This window comes from Inquilinus ginsengisoli, from assembly GCF_050434925.1.
GTDB classification, from domain to species: Bacteria; Pseudomonadota; Alphaproteobacteria; order DSM-16000; family Inquilinaceae; genus Inquilinus; species Inquilinus ginsengisoli_B.
Genome location: NZ_JBNDJK010000001.1, coordinates 2,710,111 through 2,734,309 on the forward strand (window position 1 = coordinate 2,710,111; position 24,199 = coordinate 2,734,309).

A 24,199-nucleotide genomic window follows, 5' to 3' on the forward strand; every position below is an offset into this window, starting at 1 on the left:
CTGTCTCCGCCGGCCGCATTCTGGCACTGCATAATGGGGCAGGCGACTCGGGGCTTTTCCATGGCGAAGACGGGGCAGGGCGGCGGCGCGGCGCCCGGGTCAGGCGTGACGGTCCGGCCGATGCGCGGCGACTCGGCGGAGGAGATTGCGGCGGTGGTGGCGCTGATCCGCGGCGCCTTCGCGGATTATCTCGACCGGCTCGACCCGCCGCCCAGCGCGGTGAACGAGACGGCGGAGAGCATCACGGCGCTGCTGGGCCGCGAGCAGGGGCTGGTGGCCGAGGCGGGCGGTGTCGCGGTCGGCTGCCTGGTCCTGCAGCGGCGTGAGGGCGGCGACCTCTATGTCGGCCGGGTGGCGGTGGCCCGCGAGCATCGCGGTAGCGGCGTCGGCCGGGCCCTGATGGCGGCGGCCGAGGCGGAGGCGCGGCGGCTGGGCGGTATGCGGCTGGCGCTCGGCGTCCGCCTGGCGCTGGACGGCAACCGCCGCTTCTTCGCGTCGCTCGGCTTCACCGAAGGCGCGCTGCACGCCCATCCCGGTTACGACAGGCCGACCTGGGTCGAGATGACGAAGGCGATCGGGTGAGGGGCGCCCATTCCGTCTTGCGGCCGTCTGAGACCCGAAGCGGACTGTCGAGTGGACGGCAGAACCGCTAGTCTAGGCGGCCATTAGCAGACGAGCCACTCGATGCATATCTCGGCAGCCGCAAATGTAGCCGTGCCCGCATATTTGGCGATCCTATCAAAGGGCTACAAAATTGAGCCAGGCAGCGAACCTAGTAGCCTCATTGCCACGAGAGGCGGTGACACGTTTTTAGCAGACGATCCAATAACCCTTCTTGGGTTGATTGCGATGGCCGAGCTTCGGGGCGCACATTGGCACGCCACTGACCAGGAGATCGACGACTACTTGATGCGCTTTGGAGGATAGGAGGCCGAAGACAATGGCTTGCCTTCTCTGATCGATCAATTGGCGAGCTTCCGCTTTCCGCCCTCTGCGGACAATCGGTATCTTCCGAACCATCCGCCCGGCCGCGCTGAGGCGCGCGAACCGTTGCAGCCGCCTCACCCGCAAAAACCGCGGCGGAACTCGCGCGGGGTCATTGCCTTCAGCGCCCGGAACTGGCGGTTGAAATGGCGATGTTGGGGTATCTGACCTCGTCCGCGACATGGGCGATCGGCCGGTCGCTGTCAATCAGGGTCGCGATGTGCGAACCCGATCCGTGCGCTGGCTAGCGCCTGTAGGGCGGGGGCGCGAGCTTGATTGGTTTCGGGTTCGCCAGCACCCAGGCGACCGCCAGCTCGATCAGGCGCGTCGGATCGCCGAAGTTGGCCTTTATCCTGGCGACGATCGCGGCGACTTCCCGGATCTCGTGGTCAGGCAGGGGCGTGCCGGTCTGGACATGGCGCAAATAGGCGTCGGCCATCCTGCCGTAATCCCCATCCCAGTTGGCGCCGCCATTGCCGTCGAGTTCGTTCGATATGCGCCCGGCGATCCGCACCACCTCTCCCTGCACCGTGGCCGCCGGGCCGCTGCCTGGTACCAAAAGGTCCCATAATTCCCGGTGCTGGTCCTGCCAGCGGGTCGCCCTGACGACGATCATGGACTTGCCGTCATGTAGGGCGCGGCGGGGCACGGGCACGACGTCGAACAGTTCATACAGCCGATCGAGAGCGGCGCTGGCGGCTTCGACCGACTCCGGGTTGAAGTTGCCGCGGTGGAATTCGAAGCGCCTGCCGATCTCCTCGACGAAGCCCGTCATCCGTTCGGTCCTGCTGGCGCCGGCGGCCAGAAGGTCTTCCGCCAGGGGCGCCATCCGCTCCAGCACCGCATTGCTGCACTGCTGCAGGGCCAGTTCCAGCGGGGTCAGGCCCGCCTGGTTGCGGGCATCGACCCGGGCGCCGTGCTCGATCAGCAGGCGGGCATTGGGGGGAATGTGGGATGCCGCTGCCGCGTGCAGCGGCGTGCCCACCGCCGGGCGGTCATCGTGGACATCGGCACCCAGCTCCAGCAGTCCCTCGATGCGGCCCCGCCACGCACGCGACCGCGCATGCAAAGGCGTGTTGCCGTGGCTGTCGGCGGCTGACAGATCGGCGCCCTGGGCGACCAGCCAGCGGGCCAGCTCATCGGGACATTCCGCAAAGCCCAGCGCTGTCTGCTCATTATACCCGCCGCGAGCATTCAGGTCGCAGGTCTCGAAGACCGCCTTCAGCTCTGCAAGATCGCCCGCCTTGAGCAGATCTTCGAAGTGCTTCGGGAGCCGCGTCTTGAGAGGGGTGGTCATCTGCATCCTCGCGGTGGAAGGGGATACACGCGCCTCGGCTGAGGTCGTCTTTGATCTTAGATACGCCAAAGACCGCTATCCATCCCGGCAATGCACAGGCTTGCTGCCCCGAAGGGGCTTATGGCTGCCGTCCGGCCATACCGGGCTGACCTCACCCGCGAAAACTGCGGCGGAACTCGCGCGGAGACATGGCCTTCAGCGCCCGGAACTGGCGGTTGAAATTGGCGATGTTGGGATAGCCGACCTCGTCGGCGACATGGGCGATCGGGCGGTCGCTGTTGATCAGCAGCGAGCAGGCCTGGCCGATGCGCAGCTGGGCGACATAACGCGACACGGTCAGCCTCGTGTGCCGGCGGAAGAAGCGGTGGAAGGCCGAGGGGCTGAGGCAGGCCAGGCCGGTCAGCACCGCGATCGGGATCTCGTCGCGGTAATGCGCGTGGATGTGGTTCAGCACCCGGTCGATGCGGGCCTGCTCCGGCGCCGCCACGGCGGCCGGCAGCGGCGCCGGGGCGGCCAGCGGCGCCCGGCCCTCGTCCCGCGCCAGGGCGGTCAGCACCTCGATCAGCCGCAGCAGCCGGCCGGCGGGGTCGAGATCCGGCATCGCCTCGATCGCCGGCCGCACCGCGGCGGCGGCGGGGGCGGAGAAGGCCAGGCCGCGCCCGGCCTCGTCGAGCAGGCGCGCCACCGGCCGCAGCTCGGCCAGCGAGCCCACCAGCCGCGCCGCCCAGTCCGGCGAGAACCACATCACCAGCGCGATATGCGGCCGGGCCGGGTCGATGCGCTCGCGCGAGCACCAGGTGTGCGGCAGGTTCGGGCCGACCAGCACCAGGTCGCCGTCGTCGTATTGGCCGAGATGGTCGCCGACATGGCGCTGGCCGCGGCTGTTCAGGGTCAGCGTCAGCTCGAACTCCGGGTGGTAGTGCCATTCGAACGGGATGGCGTCGTCCAGCCGCCGGTTCAGCAGCGTCCAGGACGCATCCCCCGGCACCGTCACCTTCTCGAAGATCGGCTGCATGGCGAGAACTGATACGCAAGGGCAGCTCGGTTGCCGCCCGACGCGACTCCAGTATCAGTTTTCGGCAGGCGGCGCCAACATGGCGGGCCCGGACGGCGCTACAGTCCTGACATGGACGGCCGAACGCCGCACCGCTTCAGGGGAAACGCCAATGGACCGCTATCAGTACGGGGACAACCGGCCGGGCAACGCCTCGGTCTCCTACACCTACGACACCCAACTCAAGGACATCGAGAAGACGCGGCCGCTGCGCGTCCTGTCCGAGGCGGACTGGAAGCACTGGATCACCTGGGGCTATGTCGTCGTCCCCAATGCGGTGCCGGCCGAGAACGTCCGTCGCACCTGCGACCTGCTGTGGGAGTTCCAGGAGATGGATCCGAAGGATCCGGAGAGCTGGGTGAAGCCGCAGCTGCGCGACCACGCGATGAAGGAGCTGAACAACAGCGGCATGGTCGAGATCTACAACCACCAACTGCTGTGGGACAACCGACAGCACCAGAAGGTGTACGACGCCTTCGTCGACATCTGGGACACCGAGCGGCTGTGGGTCACCATCGACCGCGCCAACCTGAACCCGCCGAACCGCCAAGCCCGCGGTTTCAACGGCTTCATCCACTGGGACGCCGACACCTCGCTGACGCCGCTGCCGGTGAACTGCCAGGGCGTGCTGTCGCTGGTCGACACCGACCCGGAGATGGGCGGCTTCCAATGCGTGCCGGAGCTGTTCCGGACGCTGGAAGCGTGGCGCGAGACCCAGCCGGCCGACCGCAACCCCTGGGCGCCGGACACCACCGGCTTCGAGATCCGGAACGTCACCATGAAGGCCGGCGACCTCTTGATCTTCAACAGCCTGCTGGCGCACGGCATCCGGCCGAACCGGTCGGCCGACCGGGTGCGGATGGCGCAGTACATCTCGATGACCCCGGCGGACGAGGGCAACGCCCAGCTGCGCGACTGGCGCATCCAGTCCTGGCGCGACCGCGAGCCGCCGCAGGGTTATGCCTTCCCCGGCGATCCGCGGGAGTGGGAAAAGACGCGCTACGAGCGCGCCAGTTTGACCCCGCTGGGAGAGAGGCTGCTCGGCCTCGCCTCCTGGGACGAGTGATCATGTCCCATTCGTAACTTGTCCGGGGCCGGGCGCGGCGCGAACGTCCGGCCTCGGAGGTGCGCGATGGCGACCGATACGGCATCGAAGACTGGTGTAAGCGGCCGGCGCTGGCTGCGCGGCGCCGGCGAGCTGGCGGCGCTGCTGCTGGTGATCGCCGCCGGCAAGACCGCCATCGCCGAGCCCTTCTACGTCCCCTCCGGCTCGATGGAGCCGACGCTGCAGATCGGCGACGAGCTCGTCGCCACCAAGTTCAGCTACGGCTACAGCGCTGCCTCGCTGCCCTTCGGCCTGACCTTGCCCGCGAGCGGTCGAGTGTTGGGCCGGATGCCGGCGCGCGGCGACGTCGTCGTCTTCCGCTGGCCCGGAGATGCGTCGCAGACCTGGGTCAAGCGGGTGATCGGGTTGCCGGGCGATCGCGTCGCGATGCGCGACGGCCGGCTCTGGATCAACGGCGCGCCGGTCGGGCTGCGGCCGGACGGCGAGGGCAGGGTGGAGCGCGGCGACGGCGCGACCGTGCCTGCCGTCCGCGCGGTCGAGACCCTGCCGGGCGGGATCAGCCACCCGATCTTCAAGCTCTACGCCCGCGGGCCGCTGGACGAGATGGCGGAGGTCACGGTGCCGCCCGGCGACCTCTTCGTCATGGGCGACAACCGCGACAACTCTGCCGACAGCCGGCTGCCGGTCAGCGCCGGCGGCGTCGGCCTGCTGCCGGTCGGCGACCTCGTCGGCAAGGCCGAGCTTGTGGTCGCGTCCTGGGATCTCGGCCGCGCCTCGCAGCCGGTCTGGACCTGGCCCGCCGGCCTGCGGCTGGACCGCTTCCTGTCGGCGATCGAGTGAGCTTGTAGGTTGGGTTCGCGGTCCGCGAACCCAACACTTGAAGCTGTTGGGTTCGCCATGGGCGAACCCAACCTACGCGACGGAGCGAAGCGGGATCAGATCGCCGCGGTGACCTGGATCTCGACGCGGTATTCCGGGCCGGCCAGCCTGCTTTCGACCGTGGCACGGGCCGGGGTGTTGCCGGGCGAGACCCACTTGTCCCAGGCCGCGTTCATGGCGGCGAAATCGGCGATGTCGGCCAGCCAGATGTTGGCGGTCAGCAGCTTGGTCTTGTCGGTGCCGGCCTCGGCCAGCAGCCCGTCGATCGTCGCCAGGATCTGACGGGTCTGCTCGGTCACGTCCGGCGTCGGGGTCTCGGCCACCTGGCCGGCCAGGAACACGCGGTCGCCATGGATGACGGCCGCGCTCATGCGCGGGCCGACGCCGATGCGCTTGATGGTCATGGGTATCCTCTTCTCTGCTTCGGGTGGATCAGGAGTCGAGCCTGGCCAGCAGCCGGGCACGGGTGGGTTCGTCGACGAAGGCGGCCTGCAGCGCGGTGCGCGTCACCTGCCGCAGGGCAGCCTCGTCGAGGCCGAAATGCCGCTCCGCCACCTCGTATTCGCGGCCGATGGTGGTGGCGAAATAGGGCGGGTCGTCGCTGTTCAGCGTCACCTTCACTCCGGCCTCCATCAGCTGGCGCAGCGGATGGGCACGATAGTCGGGATAGACCTTGGTGGCGACATTGCTGGTCGGGCAGACCTCCAGCACGATGCCGCGGTCGGCCAGCTCGCGCACCAGCGTCGGGTCCTCGATCGAGCGCACGCCGTGGCCGATCCGGGCGACCGGCAGGCGCAGCGCCGCCCATACGCTTTCCGGCCCCGCCGCCTCGCCGGCATGGACGTTGCAGGCCAGGCCGGCCTCGTCATGGGCGATGTGGAAGGCTTGGGTGAACAGGCGCGGGGGGAAGCCGGCCTCGTCGCCGCCCATGCCGAAGCCGGTGACCAGCGGATGCGGGTGCTTCGCCGTCAGCTTCGCCACCTCGATCCCGCGCTCCGCCCCGAGATGGCGGACGCAGGTGACGATGATGCGGGATTCGATGCCGGTCTCGGCCCGCGCATCCTCGATGCCCTGGACGATGCCGTCGAGATGGCCCTGATACGACAGGCCGGCCGCCGCGGCATGGTCGGGCGAGGACATCAGCTCGACATAGATCGCGCCCTCGGCGGCGCAGGCCTTCAGGTACTCGTAGGTGACGTCGCGATAGTCCCGCTCGGTCTTGATCACCGTGCTGGCGGCGTCATAGACCTTGAGGAAGTGCAGGAAATTGGTCCAGGCGAACTCGCCCGTCGCGTCGAACAGATCCGCCGGCAGGGCCATGCCGTGCCGGCCGGCCAGACGGCGGACCAGGTCCGGACTGGCCGCGCCCTCCAGATGCAGGTGAAGCTCCGCCTTCGGCAGCATCGCCGCGCCCTCTCTCATGATGCCGACACCCCGCTCTCGCCGGCCGGGTCGGTCGCCCCGGCGGGCGGCGAGACCGGCGACCGGGTCCGCGTCTCGCGGTGCAGGATGTAGAGGCCGCTGGCGACGACGACCGCCGAGCCGACCCAGATCCACAGATCGGGCACGTCGCCCCACAGCATGAAGCCCAGCCCCACGCCCCAGATCATGCCGGTGTATTCGAACGGCACCACGATCGACGGCGTCGCCACGCGATAGGCCTGCGCCATCATGATCGCGCCGATGCCGCCGAGCAGGCCCAGCACGGCGAGCAGCCCGGCATCCTTCCAGGTCGGCGTGACCCAGACGAAGGGCATCTGCACCCCGGCGACGGCGACGATGACGATGGTGGCGTAGAAGATCATCGAGGCGTTGGTCTCGGTGCGGCTGTAGAGGCGCATCAGCACCATCGACAGGGCATAGGCCGCGGTGGCCAGCAGCGCGATGGCGGCGCCGCCGCCGAAGCCGCTGCCTTCGCCGCCCGGCCGGATCATGATCAGCACCCCAGCGAAGCCGACCAGCACAGCCAGCCAGCGCTTGAGGCCGACCTTCTCGCCCAGGATCGGCACCGACAGGGCGGTGATGAACATCGGCGCGGCGAAGCCGATGGCATAGGCATCGGCCAGCGGCATCACCGCGAAGGCCCAGAAGAAGCCGAAGGTGCCGACGCAGCCGACCAGGCCGCGCATCAGATGCACCCCGACCCGGCGGGTCCGCAACGCCTTGAGCCCGGGCGGCCGATACAACATCACCAGGGTCGGAATCAGCCCGATCGAGGCGCGGAAGAACACGATCTGGGCGATCGGATAATCGGCCGACAGCCATTTGATCATGGCGTCCATGATGCACAGCAGGAAGATGCCGCCGGTGTAGAGCGCGATGCCCTGCGCCGCCGACTGCTTCGCCTGCGGCGGCGCGGTCGCGGCCTGCGCGCCCATGCTCAGGCGATCCGTTCGGCGACCAGCGCCGGCTGGGCCGGGGCGGTGCCGGCCACGGCCACGGCGGCGCGGATCGCGGCTTCGGCCGCGGCGGCCGAGGCCTCGTCGCGGGCGTGCAGCAGGGCCAGCGGCCGGCCCTTCGGGCCGACGGCCTCGCCGATGGCGGCGATCTCGGTCAGGCCGACGGCGTGGTCGACGCCGTCCTCCGGCCGGGTGCGGCCGCCGCCCAGCGCGACGATGGCGACGCCGATCGCCCGGGCGTCGACCGCGGCGACGACGCCGTCGCGCTCCGCCGCGATCGGCCGCACCACCGGGGCCGCCGGCAGATGGTCCTTCCCCAGGATGTCGGCCGGGCCGCCCAGGTCGCGGACCATGCGGGCGAAGCGCTCCGCCGCGGCGCCGCTGGCCAAGGCGTGCTCGACCTTGACCCGGGCCGCCTCGACATCGCCGGCCAGGCCGCCGATCACCAGCAGCTCGGCGGTCAGCCGGGCGGTGACCTCCCACAGCCGCGCGTCCTTCGGCCCGCCGGTCAGCAGGTCGATCGCCTCGCGCACCTCGACCGCGTTGCCGGCGGTGCGGCCCAGCGGCTGGTTCATGTCGGTCAGCAGGGCGACCGTCGGCAGGCCGCCGCCATTGGCGACGTCGACGATCGACCGGGCTAAGGCGCGGGCGTCGCCGATATCGCTCATGAAGGCGCCGGTGCCGAACTTGACGTCCATCACCAGCCCGCCCAGGCCGGCGGCCATCTTCTTCGACAGGATCGAGGCGGTGATCAGGTCGATCGATTCGACCGTGCCGGTGGTGTCGCGGATGGCGTAGATGCGGCGGTCGGCCGGGGCGATGTCGCGGGTGGCGCCGACCACGGCGCAGCCGGCGGACCGCACCACCCGGTCGAGCAATTCGGTCTCCGGCTGGCTGACATAGCCGGGGATCGAATCCATCTTGTCCAGCGTGCCGCCGGTATGGCCCAGGCCGCGGCCGGAGATCATCGGCACGAAGCCGCCGCAGGCGGCGACGATCGGGGCCAGGATCAGGCTGGTCTTGTCGCCGATGCCGCCGGTCGAATGCTTATCCAGCACCGGGCCGGGCAGGTTCGCGGCCGACCAGTCCAGCACCCGGCCGGACCGCGCCATGGCGCGGGTGAAGGCCACCCGCTCCGGCATGGTCATGCCGCGAAAGAACACGGCCATGGCGAAGGCGGCGATCTGGGCGTCGGTGACACTGGCATCGACGGCGCCGCGCACCATCGCCTCGATCTCGGCGTCGGCGAGCACGGCCCCGTCGCGCTTGCGGCGGATGATCTCCTGCGGCAGCAGCGCCATCTCAGCGGCGCTCGGCCGGCGCGGCGGCGAACTCGGACATGGCGACCCTCGGGCGAATCCGTTTGGACACGGTTGGTTCTTACTAGGACGGGAAGCGGACGGACGCCAGAGGCGGAGTGCTGTTGCCGTTCAATCCCACCAAACGCTGTATGGCGCGAACCCAGGCTTCGGCTCCGCGGCAGCAGGCGGCTTGCCATACATCCATTTGGCCAGAACCTCGTCGAACCTGAGGACGATGAGGGCGTCTTCGATCTCGCTCTGCGGAAGGGACGAGATGACATAGACCGCATCCGCGAACGGCCAGCTCTCATCGTCATCCACGGCGCAGATGCGAACCAGGATGTCCTGCACCTCGGGCCGTCGACGCAAGGCCACCAGCGTCCGGTAGAATTCGGCAATGGCAGGTTGCACGTCTCCGAGATTGCAACCGATCGAGCCGCGATCGTCATTGCCGTCGAAGAACAGGTCGAGCGGCACCGCGATCTCGCCTGAACCGGCTCGCTGCTGTTCGGAAATTTCTTCGATCAGACGCTGTCGGGCCTGACGATCCATGCTCACCTCCTGCGCCTGTGGACTACTCGGCTAGGTTCTCCGGCCCGAAGGAATGGGGCAGCAGGGCGTCGAGTGTCGTGGTCAGGCGCAGCCCCTCCGGCCCGCAGACATGAATCTTCGTGTCCCCCCCGGCGAATTCGCGGATGCGCTGGCGGCAGCCGCCGCAGGGCGTGCACAGCAGCGTGTCGCCGGCCTCGCCGCCGATCACCACGATCTCCTCGATCGCCCGGCCGCCGGCCGCGACCATGACGCCGATCGCCGTCGCCTCGGCGCATTGGCTCTGCGGATAGGCGGCATTCTCGACATTGCAGCCGGCATGGATCGTCCCGTCCGAAGTGCGGATCGCGGCGCCGACCGGGAAACGCGAATACGGCACATGGGCATGCGTCCGGGCCGCTCTGGCGGCCTGGAACAGCGCTTCGAAGCCGGCATCGGCCATCACCTGGATCTCCTTCTCGAAACCGCCGTGGTCACGGCGCATCCGCATGCCCGGCCCGCACCAGGCTGATGTCCCGGCCCGCGGCCCAGCCCGCCAGGTCGTCGCGCTTCAGGGCGGCGGCCATCAGGTCGGGAAACTGGTCCGGGGTGCAGGCGAAGACCGGGCACCCCAGCGCGGCCAGGGCCTGGGCATGGCCGGTGTCATAGGACGGGCGGCCGTCATCCGACAAGGCCAGCAGCACGATCAGGTTGACGCCGGCGGCGACCAGCGCCGCGGCCCGCTGCAGCATCTCCGGGGCGTTGCCGCCCTCGAACAGGTCAGTGATCAGCACCAGATGCGTCTTCGCCGGCCGGGTCACCAGGTCCTGACAATAGGCCAGCGCGGCGTTGATGTCGGTGCCGCCGCCCAGCTGTACCCCGAACAGCACGTCGACCGGGTCGGCCAGATCCTCCGACAGGTCGACGACAGCGGTGTCGAAGCAGACCAGCCGTGTCTCGATCACCGGCAGCGACGCCATCACCGCGCCGAAGATCGAGGCATACACCACCGACGTCGCCATCGATCCCGACTGGTCGACGCACAGGATCACCTGGTCGAGGTCGGCCTTGATCCTGGCTTGGTTGGCGAAGCCGACGAGCCGTTCGGGCACGATCGTCCGGTGCTCCGCCTGCCAGTGCCGGAGATTGGCATGAATGGTGCGCGGCCAGTCGATGTCGGCGAAGCGCGGGCGGTGGGTGCGCCGGCCGCGGCGGACCGCGCCCCGGATGGTCTCGGTGGTGGCGTGGGCCAGCTTCGCCATCAGCTCGTCCACCACCTTGCGCACCACCTGCCGCGCCGTGTCCTTCGCCGTTTCCGGCATGGCGGCGCGCAGGCTGATCAGATCGGCCACCAGATGGACGTCCGCCTCCAGCGTCGCCAGGAACTCCGGCTCCAGCAGCATCGCCTTCAGGTTCAGCCGGTCGAAGGCGTCGCGCTGGATCACCTGGACCACCGGCGTCGGAAAGAACTCGCGGATGTCGCCCAGCCAGCGGGCGACCCGCGGGGCGGAGGCGCCTAGCCCGCCGCGCCGGCCGCTGCCGCCCCGGCCGGAGCCGCCGCCCGGCGCGGTGCCGTAGAGGGCGCTCAGCGCCCGGTCCATCCGCAGGTCGCGCTCGGACAGGCCGTCCTCGTCGTCGCCGCCCAGCGCCAAGCGCCAGCGCCGCCGCCGTTCGGCCTCCTTGCTCTCGCGATCGTCGCGTCCGGCGTCGTCAGTCACGGCGTGGGATCCCCAGAATGGTCAGAAGCAGCGGCAGGGCCTCGCGGAAAGCCGGGCTGTCCGCCGCGGCGGCACCCGTCGTTGCCGGCGTCATGGCCTGCCTGCGGCCCTTGCCGACCTCGGCGAGAAGGCGGCGGCGCTCCGCCGCGCCGAAGGTGCCGAAGGACCGCCGCAGCATCGGCAGGCTCTCGATGAAGGTCGCGTCGTCCTGCGCCTCCAGCCAGCTGTCGACGAGGCCGAACAGCGCCGGGTCCTGCAGGATCACCTCGGCGTTGCCGCCGAGGAAGCCTTCGAGCCAGGTGCCCACCGCCTTCGGGGAGACGGCCGGCGACAGGGCGCGCGAGAAGGCGGCAGCGACCTCGTCCTCGCGCAGGGCCGACCGGTCGTACAGGCGCCGCAGCGCCAGCCCTGCCAGCAGCGGCACCGTGGCGGGATCGTCGGCGACGGATCGCAGGCGCCGCAGCCATTCGGCGTCGAGATGCGCGTCGTCCAGCAGGCCCTGCGCCGCGTCGAAGGCGGTCATGGCCTCGCGCATCCGCCCGGCCGAGGCGTCGTCGAGATTGGCGCAGGCGACGGCCAGGCCTGCATGGATCTCCGCCGTCATCGCCTTGGCCAGGGACGACAGCGCTTCGACCGGGATCTTGCGCGCGGTGCCGTAGCGCAGAATCGAGACCAGCGGCGGCACCGCCTGCATCAGCCCGGCGACGTCGACGGCGTTGACCGCCGCCGCCTGCAGCCGGGCGATGCAGCGCTCGGCCGTGTCGGGCAGATCGGCCAGCAGGCAGTGCCGCACCAGCCCGGCCAGGTCGTGGATCCCGGTCGCCGCCTCGGCCCGCGCCAGGGCCGATCCAGCGGCCGCCTGCTCGATCGTGATGCCGTGGACCAGCGCCTCGGCCAGCCGCACCGACAGTTCGGGCGCCCAGGCGAGGCGCCAGATCTCGCGGAAGGTGCCGCGCCCGGCCGCGGCATCGGCGATCCGGCCCCAGGGCACGCCCATCAGGTCCAGCCGGTGCAGCAGGGTTGACTTGGCCAGGCCGGCCTCGCTGCGCAGGTCCAGCGCCGCCTCCTGCTCCAGCGCCTCCGGCTTCAGGCGCAGCCGGCGCTGCCAGCGGGCCAGGTCCTGCGCCAGCGGCATCTGCGGCACGCTGTCGTCGACCTCGCCGACCGACCGGCCGACCACCAGCCGGCTCTCGATCACCCGGAACGGCGCCTCCTCGCCATGGCACAGGGCGGCCAGGGTCGCGTCGCGCATCTCGGCCAGGCCCGGCACCGGCTGGCCGCGGATGGCCGCCAGCCCGACCGCCAGCCGCGCCGCCTCGATCACCGAGGCGGTGGCGGCCGGATAGCCTTCGCCCCGCAGCAGGCCCGCGACCTTCGATTGCCAGGTGGCGGCGAAGGCGTCGGGGGCGACCGTCTCCCGGGCGCCGTCATAGAGGCTCCAGAGATGGGCGTACCATCCAGGCGAGGCGACGCCGGCGCCGTAGCCCGATGCGGTGGCCAGGCGCGTGTCCGTCCAGGGCACCCAGGTGACCTCGACCTTGGTCTTCGGCAGATCCTTGAGGGTCGCGCGATCCTCCGCCGCGGCCGTCTTGCGCCGCAGCGCCGGGACATGCCAAGCCCCGACTACGACGGCGATCGCGCCGTCGCCGTCCTTCAGCGCCTGGCGGATCTTCAGCCGCATATGCGCCTCGCGCGCGGCCTCCCGCGCATCGGCGGGGGCCTCGGCGCGCAGGGCGGTCATTGCCGACTCGATGGCCGCGAACACATCGGTGGCGCCGCCGCGGCTCTCGACCAGCGCGTTCCAGAACGTCTCGCCATCGGCATGACCGGAGATCTCGGCCAGCCGGTCGAGGGGATCGCCGTTCGGCCGTGCTGCCGGCGGTGGCGTTTCGGCCTCGTCAGCGGCCTCGCCGTTGGACGGAGCCTCGCCGGCTGCTGCCGCCTCCGGCTCCGCGGGCGCGGCGGGGCGGACCGGGCGGTCCGCCAGCGAGGCCGCCGCCGGCCAGTCGATGAACGCAACCGGCCGGCCGTTGCGGACGGCCCAGCGCATCGCCTGCCATTCCGGCGAGAAATCGGCCAACGGGAAGAAGACGGAGCGGCCGGGCTCGTCCGCCGCATAGGCCAGCAGCGCCAGCGGCGGCTTCATGCCGGGGCTGGCGGCGTAGGGGATCAGCGGGTCGGCCTCGGGCGGCCCTTCGATCAGCACTGTCGCCGGCTGCAGCGCCTCCAGCGCCGCGACCAGGCTGGCGGCGGATCCCGGGCCGTGATGGCGGATGCCGAACAGGTGGATTCGCGGATCCATGCCTCAGAGGACCTCGCGGATCGCCCCGTACAGGTCGGACCAGCCGTCGCGCGTCCGCACCACCGTCTCCAGGTATTCCTGCAGCGCGACCGTGTCCTGGACCGGGTCCTTGACCACGGCGCCGACCAGGTTGGCGGCCAGGCTGGAGGCGCCGATCCGGCCGTCGCCGAAATGCCCGGCCTCGGCCCAGGCTGCCACGCCGACCGAGATCGCCTCGGCCGTGGACAGGGATCCGCTGACGGTCTTCAGCTGCAGCTTGCCGTTCAGGGTGCGGCCGTCGCGCAGCTCGCGGAACAGGGTGACGATGCGGGCGATCTCCTGCTCCGCCGGCGCGATCGGGGGTAGGGACAGGCTCGAGCCGATCTCCCGCACCCGCCTCACCACGATCTCCGTCTCTTCCTCCAGCGTGGCCGGCGGCGGCAGCACCACCACGTTGAACCGGCGCTTCAGCGCGGAGGACAGCTCGTTGACGCCCTTGTCTCGGTTGTTGGCGGTGGCGATGATGTTGAAGCCGCGCCGGGCGTCGATGGCCGTGTTCAGCTCCGGGATCGGTAACGTCTTCTCCGACAGCACCGTGATCAGCGTGTCCTGCACGTCGGAGCCCATGCGGGTCAGCTCCTCCAGCCGGACGATCGTGCCGTCCTCCATCGCCCGCATCAGCGGAGTCGGCACCAGCGCCTCGCGCGACGGCCCCTTGGCCAGAAGCTGGGCGTAGTTCCAGCCATAGCGGATCTGGTTCTCGTCGGTGCCCGCCGTGCATTGGATCAACCGGCGCGACGACCCGGACACCGCCGCCGCCAGATGCTCCGACACCCAGGACTTGGCCGTGCCGGGCACGCCCAGCAGCAACAGCGCCCGGTCGGTGGCCAGGGTGGCGACGGCGGTCTCGATCAGCCGCCGGTTGCCGACATATTTCGGCGAGATCGGCGTCCCGTCGGCCGCCTGGCCGCCCATCAGATAGGTCACCGCCGCCCGCGGCGACAGCCTCCAGTTCTCCGGGCGCTCGTGGCCGTCGCCCCGGGCCAGGGCAGTGAGCTCCTCGGCGAAGATCTCTTCGGCCGAACGGCGGATCGTGTCGGTCATCGACGGTGTCTCCGGGCCGGGTCAGGCGGCATCGATGTGGTCGAGGAGCGCGATCGCCGTCAGCGCGCGGGCGGTCAGGGTCGGCGGCAACGGCGCCAGCTCGGTCTGCAACGCATGGCGCAGAGGGGCCGGGGTCAGCGCGACCAGGGCGGTGAAGGCCTGCTCGGCCAGCGGCGCCTCCTGCCGCTGCGCCGCCGCGGTCAGCGACCGCCACGCCGGGGCGGCCAGGATGGTGCGGATGGCGGTCTCCGGCAGCGGCGCCCGGATCGCCTCGTGCAGCCGGGCGAGAGCTCCGGCCGGCAGGTCGGTCCACAGCTCCGGATGCAGGGCGGCGGCGCTCCAGCGCGCGACGAATGCCGGTTCGGCCTCGTTGAGGTCGCCGGCCTCTATCGACGCGATCCAGGCGCGCGCGGCACCCGCGCGGGCCAGCCGCGCCAGCAGGTCGAAGCGCTCCTCGCGCGCGGCGCGCACGGCCAGGGCGACGGCCAGGATCTCGTCGCCCTCGGCCGCCACGGCCATGGTGTCGACCGTCAGCCGCAGCCCCCCGGCGAGATCGTCGAGGCCGGCCGTGGCGATGGTCGCGACCGCCCAGCTCTCCCGCTGCCACTCCTTGATCGTCGCAGGGAATTCCAGCCGCAGCGTGGCGCGGCGCTTCAACAGCCCGGTATGTCCCAGATGCAGCCGGTCGATCGCCTCCTGCAGCCGCTGCCGCGACCGGGCCGATCCCGGCAGCCGGGCCAGCAGTGCCTCGGCGGTCTCGCGCACCGTCAGCGCCCGGTCCCCGGACAGGCTGTCGAGGAAGGGGCGGTCGGCCTCTGACAACCCTGCCGCCAGACCCTGCAGCAGGGCCACCCGGGTCGCCGCCGGCTCCGTGGCGAAGATCCCGGCGACGAGATCGCGCGCGCGGTCCGGCGCAGTGCCGCGCAGCGACCGGATGAAGGCGGATTTCCGGGCAGGCCCAGCCTGCTGCCAGTTGGTCTCGTCGATCGCCTCGGCGTCGAAGGCGCCGCGGCCGGACTCCTCCGCCCCGGCATGGCGGCCGGCCCAGGCCATGGCGCTGGCCCCGAGCTTCGCCGCATGCGCCCGGACGAAGGCCTCCAGCCGCGGCAGGTCGAACGGGTGCAGCTTCAGGCGCCGGCGCGCCATCGCGTCGGCGATCGCGAGCGCCACGGGATCGGCCGAATGGCCTGACTTCCCGGCCAGCAGCGACAGGAACAGCGGGCGCGCCGCGTCGGGCGGCAGGCTGCGCGGGTCGGCCAGGATCGGCTCGCTGACGGGCACCTGCGACAGGCGGGGGCGGGCGAAGCGACCGCGCTGGCCCAGCAGCGCCGCGGCCTTCAGCACTGCCTTCGGGTCGTCCGCAGCCAGGAGGCCGCCGAGGCCGGCGCCTGCCGGCAGCGGCCGCCTGGCGGTGCCCAGCATCAGGCTGCGGGTCAGGGCCTCGGCGGTTGCGTGGTCGAGCATCGGTCCTCCTACACCGCCGTCCAGCGCCCGGCCGGCGTCTCGGCGAAGCGCAGGTCCAGGCGGCGTCCGTCCCACAGGCCGAAGACGTTCAGCCCGTCCATGCCGAGCAGGGGCAGCACCGCATCGTCGTCGCGCGCGGCAATTGGCAGCCCGGAGCCGGCGCGATCGGCCAGCACCAGCTCGCCGCCCAGCCGGGCGACCCGGGCGTCGCGGATCGCGAGCGGCCAGTCGCCCAGCCAGGGCCGGCGGGCCAGCATCTCGTCGTAATGGGCCAGCGACCCGGCGAGATCCTCCGCCGGGGCTGGCCAGCGCCCTTCCTTCACGGCGCCGCCCGTCTGCTCGGCGATGATCGCCCGCAGCGGTGCGCCCGACGGGTAGAAGGCCAGCTCCGCCTCCAGCCGCTCGCCCGGCGAGTAGAGGCTGCCGACCGCCCCGGCCGAGACCGGGACGAAATCGGTCAGCACGGCGAAGCGCGGCCCGTCACCGGCCTCCAGCCGGGACAGCCAGGTCTCCAGCCGCCGCAGCCGGTCGGGCTGGATCGTGTTGACCGTCGCCACCACCATCCAGCTGCCGCGCAGCCGCAGGGCGCCGGGATCGGCCAGCAGCGCCTCCTTGGCCAGGGGCCAGCCGACGGTCAGCCGGACATCGGCCCGCAGCGCCTCCGGCAGCTCGTCCTGGCGCCGATAGGCCTCGGCGATCAGGTGCAGCTCGCCGAAGGCCTCGATCAGGAAATCGCCCCGGGCGGCGTCCGGCAGGCCGAACAGGGTGGCGGCGAGCTGTTCGACTCGGGCGGCGAGCCCACCGGCCTTGGCGTCGACCAGGCGCCGCGCCAGCAGGCCGCAGCGCTCCCCCGCCACAGCGGGAAAGCCGGCGAGGCCGGAGGCCAGCTGGTCGGCCAGCCACAGGTCCAGCTCGTCGAGCCCGGCCAGGACCGCCGCCTCCCGCTCGGCGCGGTTGCGGTCGCGCTGGGCGGCGGCGCGGGCCTCGGCCTTCTCGTCCCGCTGCGGCGGCTCGGCTTCGTCGTCCGCCGCGGCCGCGATGCTGGGCGCGGCGCGATCGGCCTCCGCCTCACGCGGCTTCGGCGTGCCGGGGCCGCGACGGCGTGACAGCCAGTCCGTCACCCAGTCCGGCCGCTCCTGCGCAGTGAAGGGCCGGCCCTCGGCCCGCATCCACATCAGGGCCAGGCTGTGCTTGCAGGGGAATTTGCGGCTGGGGCAGGTGCATTTATAGCCGAGATCGGCTTCCGAGACCGCGACCCGGTAGGGCTGGGCCCCCGATCCCTGGCACTCGCCCCAGATCAGCCCCGCGCCGTCCTCCGCGACGACCGGCCAGGGCTTGCCCTTCACCAGCCCGCGGGCGGCGTTGAGCGAGCCCTGGTCGGGCGCGATCTCCTCGATCTTGGCCAAAGACAAGCTCATGCCGGCCCCGGTCCTGGTTGACCGCCCGCATCCGGCCGCGGGCCGGTGAAGACAGGCGTCCTGCTGTGGTATCGCCGCATCGTGTCGCTTTTGCGATCCGGGGCGGGCTCACCGTTCCTTGACGTAGGGCACGCCGCTGGCCTTCGGCGCCGTCGCCCGGCCGATGAAGCCGGCCAGCAGGACCACGGTCAGGATGTAGGGCAGCGCCTGGATGAACTGGACCGGGATCTCGCCGATGCCCGGGATGCGGGTGCCCTGCAGCCGCGCCTCGATCGCCTCCAGCATGCCGAACAGCAGGCAGGTGAACATCACCGGCCAGGGCTTCCACTTGGCGAAGATCAGGGCGGCGAGGGCCAGATAGCCCTTGCCGGCGGTCATGTCGCGGCCGAAGGATGCGTTCTGGGCCACGGACAGATAGGTGCCGGCGAGGCCGCACAGCACGCCGGTCAGCACCATCGCCTGGTAGCGCAGCGCCGTCACCGAGATGCCGGCGGTGTCGACGGCCGCGGGGTTCTCGCCGACCGCGCGCAGCCGCAGGCCGAAGCGGGTGCGGTACACGATCCAGGCCGTCAGCGGCACCGCCAGGAAGGCTGCGTAGACCAGGACCGAATGGCCGGAGACCAGCTCGGACCAGATCGGCCCGATCACCGGCACCTCGCGCAGCGTGTCGGCCAGCGGCAGCACGATCTGCTGGAACCGGGCGTCGCCCTCCAGCGACGGGGTCTGGCCGCCGCGCTGGTACCAGGCGATGCCGAGCGTGACCGTCAGGCCCGAGGCCAGGATGTTGATGGCGAGGCCGGAGACCACCTGGTTGCCGCGGTGGGTGATCGAGGCGTAGCCGTGCAGCAAGGCCAGCACGACCGAGACCACCACGCCCATGCCGAGCCCTGCCCAGGCCGAGCCGGAATAGGCGGCCATGGCGGCGGAAGCGAAGGCGGCGGCCAGCATCTTGCCCTCGAGCCCGATATCGACCAGCCCGGCGCGTTCGGCGTACAAGCCGGCCAGCGCCGCCAGCACCAGCGGCGTCGAGGTCCGCACCATGGCGTCGAGCAGGGCGATGACATCGAGCAGGGTCATGAACTCGCCCCCTTTGCCGCCTGCAGCGCCGGCGCGCGGCGCCGGAACAGCGCCTCGATCTTCGGCCGGAACAGGTTCTCCAGCGCGCCGGCGAACAGGATCACCAGACCCTGGATCACCACCACCATGTCGCGGGTGATCTCCGGCATGTCGAAGTTCAGCTCGGCCCCGCCCTGGTACAGGGCGCCGAACAGCAGCGCCGCGAAGATGATGCCGAAGGGATGGTTGCGCCCCATCAGCGACACGGCGATGCCGACGAAGCCGGCGCCGGCGACGAAGTTCAGCAGGATGCGCCGCTGCACGCCCATGATCTCGTTCAGGGCGATGAAACCGGACAGGGCGCCGGAGATGCACATCGCCAGGATGATGATGCCGGCCACCGAGATGCCGCCATAAACGGCGGCGCGGGGGTTCAGCCCCACCGTCCGCAGCGCATACCCCCAGCGGGTGCGCCAGATGAAGATCCAGACGAAGACGCAGCAGGCCAGCGCCCACAGGAACGACAGGTTCAGCGGCAGCCGCCGCATCTTGATGCCGAACCAGGACAGCACCTCGCTGATGGTCGGCAGCACGGTGTTGGCGGCAAAGGCCCGGCTCTCCGGCGACTGCTGGCCCGGTGCGATCAGCACATGGACCATCAGATAGACCATCAGCGACGAGGCGATGAAGTTGAACATGATCGTCGTGATGACGATGTGGCTGCCCCGCTTCGCCTGCAGATAGGCCGGGATGAAGGCCCAGGCGGCGCCGAACAGCGCCGCGGCCACGATCGCCAGCGGCAGCACCAGGATGAAGGGCAGGAAGTCGAGATAGAGGCAGACCAGCCCGACCCCGAGCCCGGCGACATAGGCCTGGCCCTCGGCGCCGATGTTGAACAGCCCGGCGTGGAAGGCCACCGCCACGGCCAGGCCGGCGAAGATGAAGTTGGTGGTGTAGTAGAGCGTGTAGCTCCAGTTCGGGAAGGTGCCGAAAGCGCCCTTCAGCAGCAGCCCCGCCGCCCGCACCGGGGTGTAGAGATAATCGGCCCCGGGCAGCGTGCCGTCGGCGTACTGGCCCCAGTAGATCAGCAGCACCACCAGCCCGGCGGCGACGAAGGCCAGGACCAGGTTCACCGCCGGGATCAGCCCGATCGACACCCAGCGCGGCACATCGGCCGGACGGCCGAAGGCGCTCATTCCGCCGCCTCCTGCTGGACGCCGGCCATCATCAGGCCCAGCGACTGCTCGCTGGCGCCGTCGGCCGCGACCTCGCCGACGATCATGCCGTCGAACATCACCAGGATGCGGTCGGCCAGCGAGCGGATCTCGTCCAGCTCGACCGACACCAGCAGGATGGCCTTGCCGCTGTCGCGCAGCGCCACCAGGCGGCGGTGGATCGCCTCGATCGCGCCGATGTCGACGCCGCGGGTCGGCTGCCCGACCAGCAGCACCTTCGGGTCGCGCTCGACCTCGCGGCCGACGATGATCTTCTGCTGGTTGCCGCCGGAGAAGTTGGCGGCCTTGAGATGCGGGTTCGGCGGCCGGACGTCGTAATCCTTCATCAGCCGCTCGCAATGCGCCAGCACCTTGCGGCCGTCGGTCATCACCGCGCCGTTATAGGCCGGGTCGGCATGGTGGCCGAGGATGGCGCATTCGGCAGCGGTGAAGGCGGTGACCAGGCCGTCGCGGTGCCGGTCCTCGGGCACATGGCCGACACCCAGCGCGCGCAGCGTCCCGGCATCGACACGGGGCAGGGACGACAGCGCGGTGCCGCCGACCATGATGTCGCCCTTGGCCGGCCGGACCATGCCGGCCAGCGCGGCCAGCAGCTCCGACTGGCCGTTGCCGGAGACGCCGGCGATGCCGACGATCTCGCCGGCCCGCAGCGCGAAGGACACGTCCTTGACCCGGCGCACGCCCTGGCCGTCGACGACGTCGAGGCCGCGCACCTCCATCAGCGTCTGGCCCGGCCGGGCCGGGGTCTTGTCGACGCGCAGCAGCACCTTGCGGCCGACCATCAGCTCGGCCAGCTGCTCGCGGCTGGTCTCCCTGGTCGCGACATTGGCGACGACGCGGCCCTGCCGCATCACCGTCACCGCATCGGTGATCGCCATGATCTCGCGCAGCTTGTGGGTGATCAGGATCACCGTCTTGCCCTGCGCCCGCAGCGCCGCGAGGATGCGGAACAGATGGTCGGCCTCCTGCGGCGTCAGCACGCCGGTCGGCTCGTCCAGGATCAGGGTGTCGGCGCCGCGATACAGCGCCTTCAGGATCTCGACCCGCTGCTGCAGCCCGACCGGCAGGTCGCCGACCACGGCGTCGACCGGCACCTCCAGGGTGTATTCGCGCTCCAGCCGCTGCAGCTCCGCCCGCGCCCGGGCCTTGCCGCCGGCCAGGAGGGCGCCACCCTCGGCGCCGAGGATCACGTTCTCCAGCACGGTGAACGGCTCCACCAGCATGAAGTGCTGGTGCACCATGCCGATGCCGGCCGCGATCGCGTCGCTGGAGGAGGTGATGCGCCTGGGCTGGCCGTTGACCAGGATCTCGCCGCTGTCGGCCTCGTAGAAGCCGTACAGGATCGACATCAGCGTCGACTTGCCGGCGCCGTTCTCGCCGATGATGCCGTGGATCGTGCCGGGGGCGATCGTCAGCGACACGTCCTGGTTGGCCTTGACCGGGCCGAAGCTCTTGTTGATGCCGCGCAGCTCGATGGCCGGCGGCGCCCCTGCAGGGGCGCCGCCAACCGTCGCGGCGCGGGTCACGCCATCATTGTCCATTGCGGATCGGACGCCGCCGTCACATCGGGCAGGAATTGTTGGTGCGGTAGTCCACCACCTGGATCGAGCCGTCGATGATGCCCTTGGCCGCCGCGTCGACCTTGGTCTTCATCTCCGGCGTGATCAGCTTGGCGTTGTTGTCGTCCTGGGCCCAGCCGACGCCGTCCTCCTTCAGGCCGAGCACCTTGATGCCCGGCTTGAAGCTGCCGTCCTGCGCGGTCTTGAACACCTCGTAGGCGGCGACGTCGACGCGCTTCAGCATCGAGGTCAGGACCGAGCCGGGGTGCAGGTGGTTCTGGTTGCTGTCGACGCCGATCGACAGCTTCTTGGCGTCGGCCGCGGCCTGCAGCACGCCCAGGCCGGTGGCGCCCGCCGCGGCATAGACCACGTCGGCGCCGCGGTCGAACTGGCTGCGCGCCAGCTCGCCGCCCTTGGTCGGGTCGTTCCAGGCGGCAGGGGTGGTGCCGGTCATGTTCTCCAGCACCTTGGCGCTGGAATTGGCGTAGTGCACGCCCTGGATGTAGCCGCAGCTGAAGGCGCGGATCAGCGGGATGTCCATGCCGCCGACAAAGCCGACCGTGCCGGTCTTCGAGGCCAGCGCCGCCAGCACGCCGACCAGGAAGGAGCCTTCCTGCTCCTTGAACACGATCGACTGGACGTTCGGCTTCTCGACCACCGCGTCGATGATCGCGAACTTCGTGTCCGGGAACTCCTCGGCCACGATCTCCAGCGCCGGGGCCTGGGCGAAGCCGACGGCGATCACGACGTTGGCCCCGTTCTCGGCCATGCGGCGCAGCGCCTGCTCGCGCTGGGACTCATTGGTGACCTCGAACTCGGCGATCTTGATGCCGGTCTCGTCGGACCACTTCTTCGAGCCGTTGTAGATGCCTTCGTTGAAGGAGCGGTCGAACTTGCCGCCCATGTCGAAGACCACTGCCGGCTTCACCTCATCGGCGAAGGCAGCCCCGGCCACGAGCGCCGTGGAAAGGGCGAGGGCGGAGAGAAGGTTTCTCATTGCTGGAAGACGCTCCCTGTCGAACCAAGAGTCAGAACATATCTGCCATGCGCATGGGGCGCCAGCGCGGCGAGGGCCATGGGCATCGTGGAGGAAATGGAGCAGGCCGGCTGCGCCCGGCGTCGGATACCGTCGTCATGATCTCTCCCAGGGGCTCGATCCCGGACATCCAGCCGGGAGACGACGAACCGCAAGCCTCGCATGGCGCCGCGGCCGGATTCCCGTGCCTCGGCGCCGCCTCTCCTGAAATCGAACCGTAACGAAAACCTGACCAAACGGTCAAAGCAAATTTTGCGTTGAAAATCAGTATTAATATCGGACAAAAGGCCTATTGCTGGACCGCGCTCAATCACCCAGGGCCGGGGCAGGCGCCGCCGCGTTGGGCGCGGTCGGGTCGTCGGCCGCGGTGGCGACCAGCCAGTCGCGGAAGGCGCGCACGGCCGGCCGGTCGATGGCATCGGTGCGGCACAGGAAATGGTAGGCGTAGTCGGCCACCTGGATGTCCGGGAACGGGCGGATCAGCCGGCCGCGGACCAGGTCGTCGGCCATGATCGAGCTGCGGCCGAGCGCCACGCCTTCGCCCGCCGCGGCCGCCTCCAGCATCATGTGGCTGTCGCTGTAGCGCGGCCCGCGGCGGTGGTCGATGTCGTCGAGGCCGAAATGCAGCAGCCAGTGCTGCCAGGTGACCCAGGGCTCGTCATCCCCGGTCAGCACGTCGTGAATCAGGGTGTGGCGGCGCAGATCCTCCGGCCGCAGCAGCGGGTGCGGCCCGTCCAGCAGCTTCGGACTGCACACCGGGAACACCGCGTCGTCGAGGAAGCGCTCGACATGCAGGCCGGGCCAGCCGCCGCGGCCGTAGCGCAGGGCGATGTCGACCCGCTCGCCGCGGAAATCCACCGCCTGGTGCTGGGCGCGGACCTCGACCTCGAGGCCGGGGTTCAGCCGGCGGAACCCGGCCAGCCGCGGCAGCAGCCAGCGCACGGCAAAGGACGGCAAAACGGTGACCGACAATACGGTCTGGACGTCGTCGACCCGGATCCGCGCCACGGCCTCGGCCAGGCGGTCGAAGCCGCGGGTCAGCTGCGGCGCCAGGATCCGGGCCTGCTCGGTCAGCACCAGCCCGCGCGGCAGCCGCTGGAACAAGGCGACGCCGAGATGCGCCTCCAGCGCCTTGACCTGGTGGCTGACCGCGGCGGGCGTGACGGCGAGCTCGTCGGCCGCATCGACGAAGCTGAGATGGCGGGCCGCCGCCTCGAAGGCGCGGAGGGCATTCAGCGGAGGCAGGCGGCGCGCCATCGGATCGGCCCGGTCGAGCGATAGATTTTCTAAGCCGTAGCACGAGAAAGCCTCGTTTGTCGAAGCGAGAACGAAGGCGCAACTATTGGGGCGAGGCAAATGCTTCCCTGCGGGGCCAGCCGCCTCGAAAGCAAGGAGAACCGTCATGTCCGCCACTGGAATCCAGCTCACCGCCACTCGGACCGACCTCGCCACCCGCGGCATGGTCCTGCGCCTGGTCGACCGGCTTCTGGACTGGCAGGACCGCGAGCGCCAGCGCCGCCACCTGTCCAGCCTCGACGACCATGTCCTGGCCGATGTCGGCCTGAGCCACAGCGATGTCGAGGCCGAGATCCGCAAGCCGTTCTGGCGCGCCTGACCTCGAGCGGTGGCCCGCGAGAGAGACCTTTCGGAATTCCCAACACCGTCATTGCGACCCCGGCCTTGAGCCGGGGGGAAGCAATCCAGGGAGGCTCGCACCGGTCCCTGGATTGCTTCGTCGGCTTCGCCTCCTCTTGAAGAAGTTAAAACTTTCTTTCCTTTCCGGGGCCGCCCCAGCGGCGTGAGATGCTCGCAATGACGGC

General features: G+C 70.6%; 22 protein-coding genes. 4 read left to right on the forward strand and 18 right to left on the reverse strand.

The window, feature by feature from the left end:
* Positions 1 to 60 precede the first annotated feature (60 nt).
* The gene (locus tag QFZ27_RS12785; RefSeq protein WP_429226774.1) at positions 61 to 582 is read left to right on the forward strand and encodes a GNAT family N-acetyltransferase; all 522 of its coding nucleotides are present in this window, start codon (positions 61 to 63) and stop codon (positions 580 to 582) included.
* Positions 583 to 1,228: 646 nt separating this feature from the next.
* On the opposite strand, the gene QFZ27_RS12790 is transcribed toward QFZ27_RS12785, so the two are convergent.
* Together QFZ27_RS12790 and QFZ27_RS12795 are read right to left on the reverse strand one after the other, a co-directional pair.
* Positions 1,229 to 2,281 carry an ankyrin repeat domain-containing protein gene (locus QFZ27_RS12790; RefSeq protein ID WP_429226775.1) on the reverse strand — a complete coding sequence of 351 codons (1,053 nt, stop codon included), beginning with the start codon at positions 2,279 to 2,281 and terminating at the stop codon, positions 1,229 to 1,231.
* A 151-nt stretch (positions 2,282 to 2,432) separates the two neighbouring features.
* Positions 2,433 to 3,296 (reverse strand): helix-turn-helix domain-containing protein, encoded by an 864-nt coding sequence (locus QFZ27_RS12795; protein ID WP_429226776.1) that lies wholly within the window; start codon positions 3,294 to 3,296, stop codon positions 2,433 to 2,435.
* Positions 3,297 to 3,447: 151 nt separating this feature from the next.
* On the opposite strand from QFZ27_RS12795, the gene QFZ27_RS12800 reads away from it, so the two are divergent.
* Together QFZ27_RS12800 and lepB are read left to right on the forward strand one after the other, a co-directional pair.
* Positions 3,448 to 4,401 (forward strand): phytanoyl-CoA dioxygenase family protein, encoded by a 954-nt coding sequence (locus QFZ27_RS12800; protein WP_429226777.1) that lies wholly within the window; start codon positions 3,448 to 3,450, stop codon positions 4,399 to 4,401.
* Positions 4,402 to 4,467: 66 nt separating this feature from the next.
* Positions 4,468 to 5,241 carry a signal peptidase I gene (gene lepB / locus QFZ27_RS12805; protein ID WP_429226778.1) on the forward strand — a complete coding sequence of 258 codons (774 nt, stop codon included), beginning with the start codon at positions 4,468 to 4,470 and terminating at the stop codon, positions 5,239 to 5,241.
* Between the two features lie 95 nt (positions 5,242 to 5,336).
* On the opposite strand, the gene QFZ27_RS12810 is transcribed toward lepB, so the two are convergent.
* The 16 genes from QFZ27_RS12810 to gcvA all read right to left on the reverse strand — a co-directional run bounded on the left by QFZ27_RS12810 (position 5,337) and on the right by gcvA (position 23,636).
* Positions 5,337 to 5,684: a RidA family protein gene (locus QFZ27_RS12810; RefSeq protein ID WP_429226779.1), complete on the reverse strand. Its 348-nt coding sequence runs from the start codon at positions 5,682 to 5,684 to the stop codon at positions 5,337 to 5,339.
* Between the two features lie 28 nt (positions 5,685 to 5,712).
* Positions 5,713 to 6,702 (reverse strand): adenosine deaminase, encoded by a 990-nt coding sequence (locus QFZ27_RS12815; RefSeq protein WP_429226780.1) that lies wholly within the window; start codon positions 6,700 to 6,702, stop codon positions 5,713 to 5,715.
* Positions 6,699 to 7,658 (reverse strand): DMT family transporter, encoded by a 960-nt coding sequence (locus QFZ27_RS12820; RefSeq protein ID WP_429226781.1) that lies wholly within the window; start codon positions 7,656 to 7,658, stop codon positions 6,699 to 6,701. Before QFZ27_RS12820 ends, QFZ27_RS12815 begins: the two co-directional genes overlap by 4 nt.
* A 2-nt stretch (positions 7,659 to 7,660) precedes the next feature.
* Positions 7,661 to 8,980 (reverse strand): thymidine phosphorylase, encoded by a 1,320-nt coding sequence (deoA, locus tag QFZ27_RS12825; protein WP_429226782.1) that lies wholly within the window; start codon positions 8,978 to 8,980, stop codon positions 7,661 to 7,663.
* A 129-nt stretch (positions 8,981 to 9,109) separates the two neighbouring features.
* Positions 9,110 to 9,532 (reverse strand): hypothetical protein, encoded by a 423-nt coding sequence (locus tag QFZ27_RS12830; RefSeq protein ID WP_429226783.1) that lies wholly within the window; start codon positions 9,530 to 9,532, stop codon positions 9,110 to 9,112.
* Between the two features lie 22 nt (positions 9,533 to 9,554).
* Positions 9,555 to 10,019: a cytidine deaminase gene (locus QFZ27_RS12835; RefSeq protein ID WP_429226784.1), complete on the reverse strand. Its 465-nt coding sequence runs from the start codon at positions 10,017 to 10,019 to the stop codon at positions 9,555 to 9,557.
* Entirely contained in the window at positions 10,003 to 11,226 is a 1,224-nt protein-coding gene (locus QFZ27_RS12840; RefSeq protein WP_429226785.1) for a VWA domain-containing protein, read from the reverse strand. The genes QFZ27_RS12835 and QFZ27_RS12840 overlap by 17 nt, the downstream gene beginning before the upstream one ends.
* The gene (locus tag QFZ27_RS12845) at positions 11,219 to 13,528 is read right to left on the reverse strand and encodes a DUF5682 family protein (RefSeq protein WP_429226786.1); all 2,310 of its coding nucleotides are present in this window, start codon (positions 13,526 to 13,528) and stop codon (positions 11,219 to 11,221) included. The genes QFZ27_RS12840 and QFZ27_RS12845 overlap by 8 nt, the downstream gene beginning before the upstream one ends.
* 3 nt (positions 13,529 to 13,531) lie before the next feature.
* The gene (locus QFZ27_RS12850; protein ID WP_429226787.1) at positions 13,532 to 14,611 is read right to left on the reverse strand and encodes an ATP-binding protein; all 1,080 of its coding nucleotides are present in this window, start codon (positions 14,609 to 14,611) and stop codon (positions 13,532 to 13,534) included.
* Between the two features lie 21 nt (positions 14,612 to 14,632).
* Positions 14,633 to 16,075: a DUF5691 domain-containing protein gene (locus QFZ27_RS12855; protein WP_429226788.1), complete on the reverse strand. Its 1,443-nt coding sequence runs from the start codon at positions 16,073 to 16,075 to the stop codon at positions 14,633 to 14,635.
* A gap of 8 nt (positions 16,076 to 16,083) precedes the next feature.
* Positions 16,084 to 17,493 (reverse strand): SWIM zinc finger family protein, encoded by a 1,410-nt coding sequence (locus QFZ27_RS12860; protein ID WP_429226789.1) that lies wholly within the window; start codon positions 17,491 to 17,493, stop codon positions 16,084 to 16,086.
* 108 nt (positions 17,494 to 17,601) lie between these two features.
* Positions 17,602 to 18,570: an ABC transporter permease gene (locus QFZ27_RS12865; protein WP_429226790.1), complete on the reverse strand. Its 969-nt coding sequence runs from the start codon at positions 18,568 to 18,570 to the stop codon at positions 17,602 to 17,604.
* Complete coding sequence (locus tag QFZ27_RS12870) at positions 18,567 to 19,745, reverse strand: ABC transporter permease (protein WP_429226791.1); 1,179 nt, start codon at positions 19,743 to 19,745, stop codon at positions 18,567 to 18,569. The genes QFZ27_RS12865 and QFZ27_RS12870 overlap by 4 nt, the downstream gene beginning before the upstream one ends.
* The gene (locus tag QFZ27_RS12875; protein ID WP_429226792.1) at positions 19,742 to 21,310 is read right to left on the reverse strand and encodes an ABC transporter ATP-binding protein; all 1,569 of its coding nucleotides are present in this window, start codon (positions 21,308 to 21,310) and stop codon (positions 19,742 to 19,744) included. Before QFZ27_RS12875 ends, QFZ27_RS12870 begins: the two co-directional genes overlap by 4 nt.
* Before the next feature lie 34 nt (positions 21,311 to 21,344).
* The gene (locus QFZ27_RS12880; protein WP_429226793.1) at positions 21,345 to 22,340 is read right to left on the reverse strand and encodes a BMP family lipoprotein; all 996 of its coding nucleotides are present in this window, start codon (positions 22,338 to 22,340) and stop codon (positions 21,345 to 21,347) included.
* 345 nt (positions 22,341 to 22,685) lie between these two features.
* A complete protein-coding gene (gene gcvA / locus QFZ27_RS12885; protein WP_429226794.1) occupies positions 22,686 to 23,636 on the reverse strand; it encodes a transcriptional regulator GcvA in 951 nt (316 codons plus the stop codon).
* Positions 23,637 to 23,781: 145 nt separating this feature from the next.
* Between gcvA and QFZ27_RS12890 the strand changes: the two genes are divergently transcribed.
* Positions 23,782 to 23,994: a DUF1127 domain-containing protein gene (locus tag QFZ27_RS12890; protein WP_429226795.1), complete on the forward strand. Its 213-nt coding sequence runs from the start codon at positions 23,782 to 23,784 to the stop codon at positions 23,992 to 23,994.
* The last annotated feature ends 205 nt before the right edge of the window (positions 23,995 to 24,199 follow it).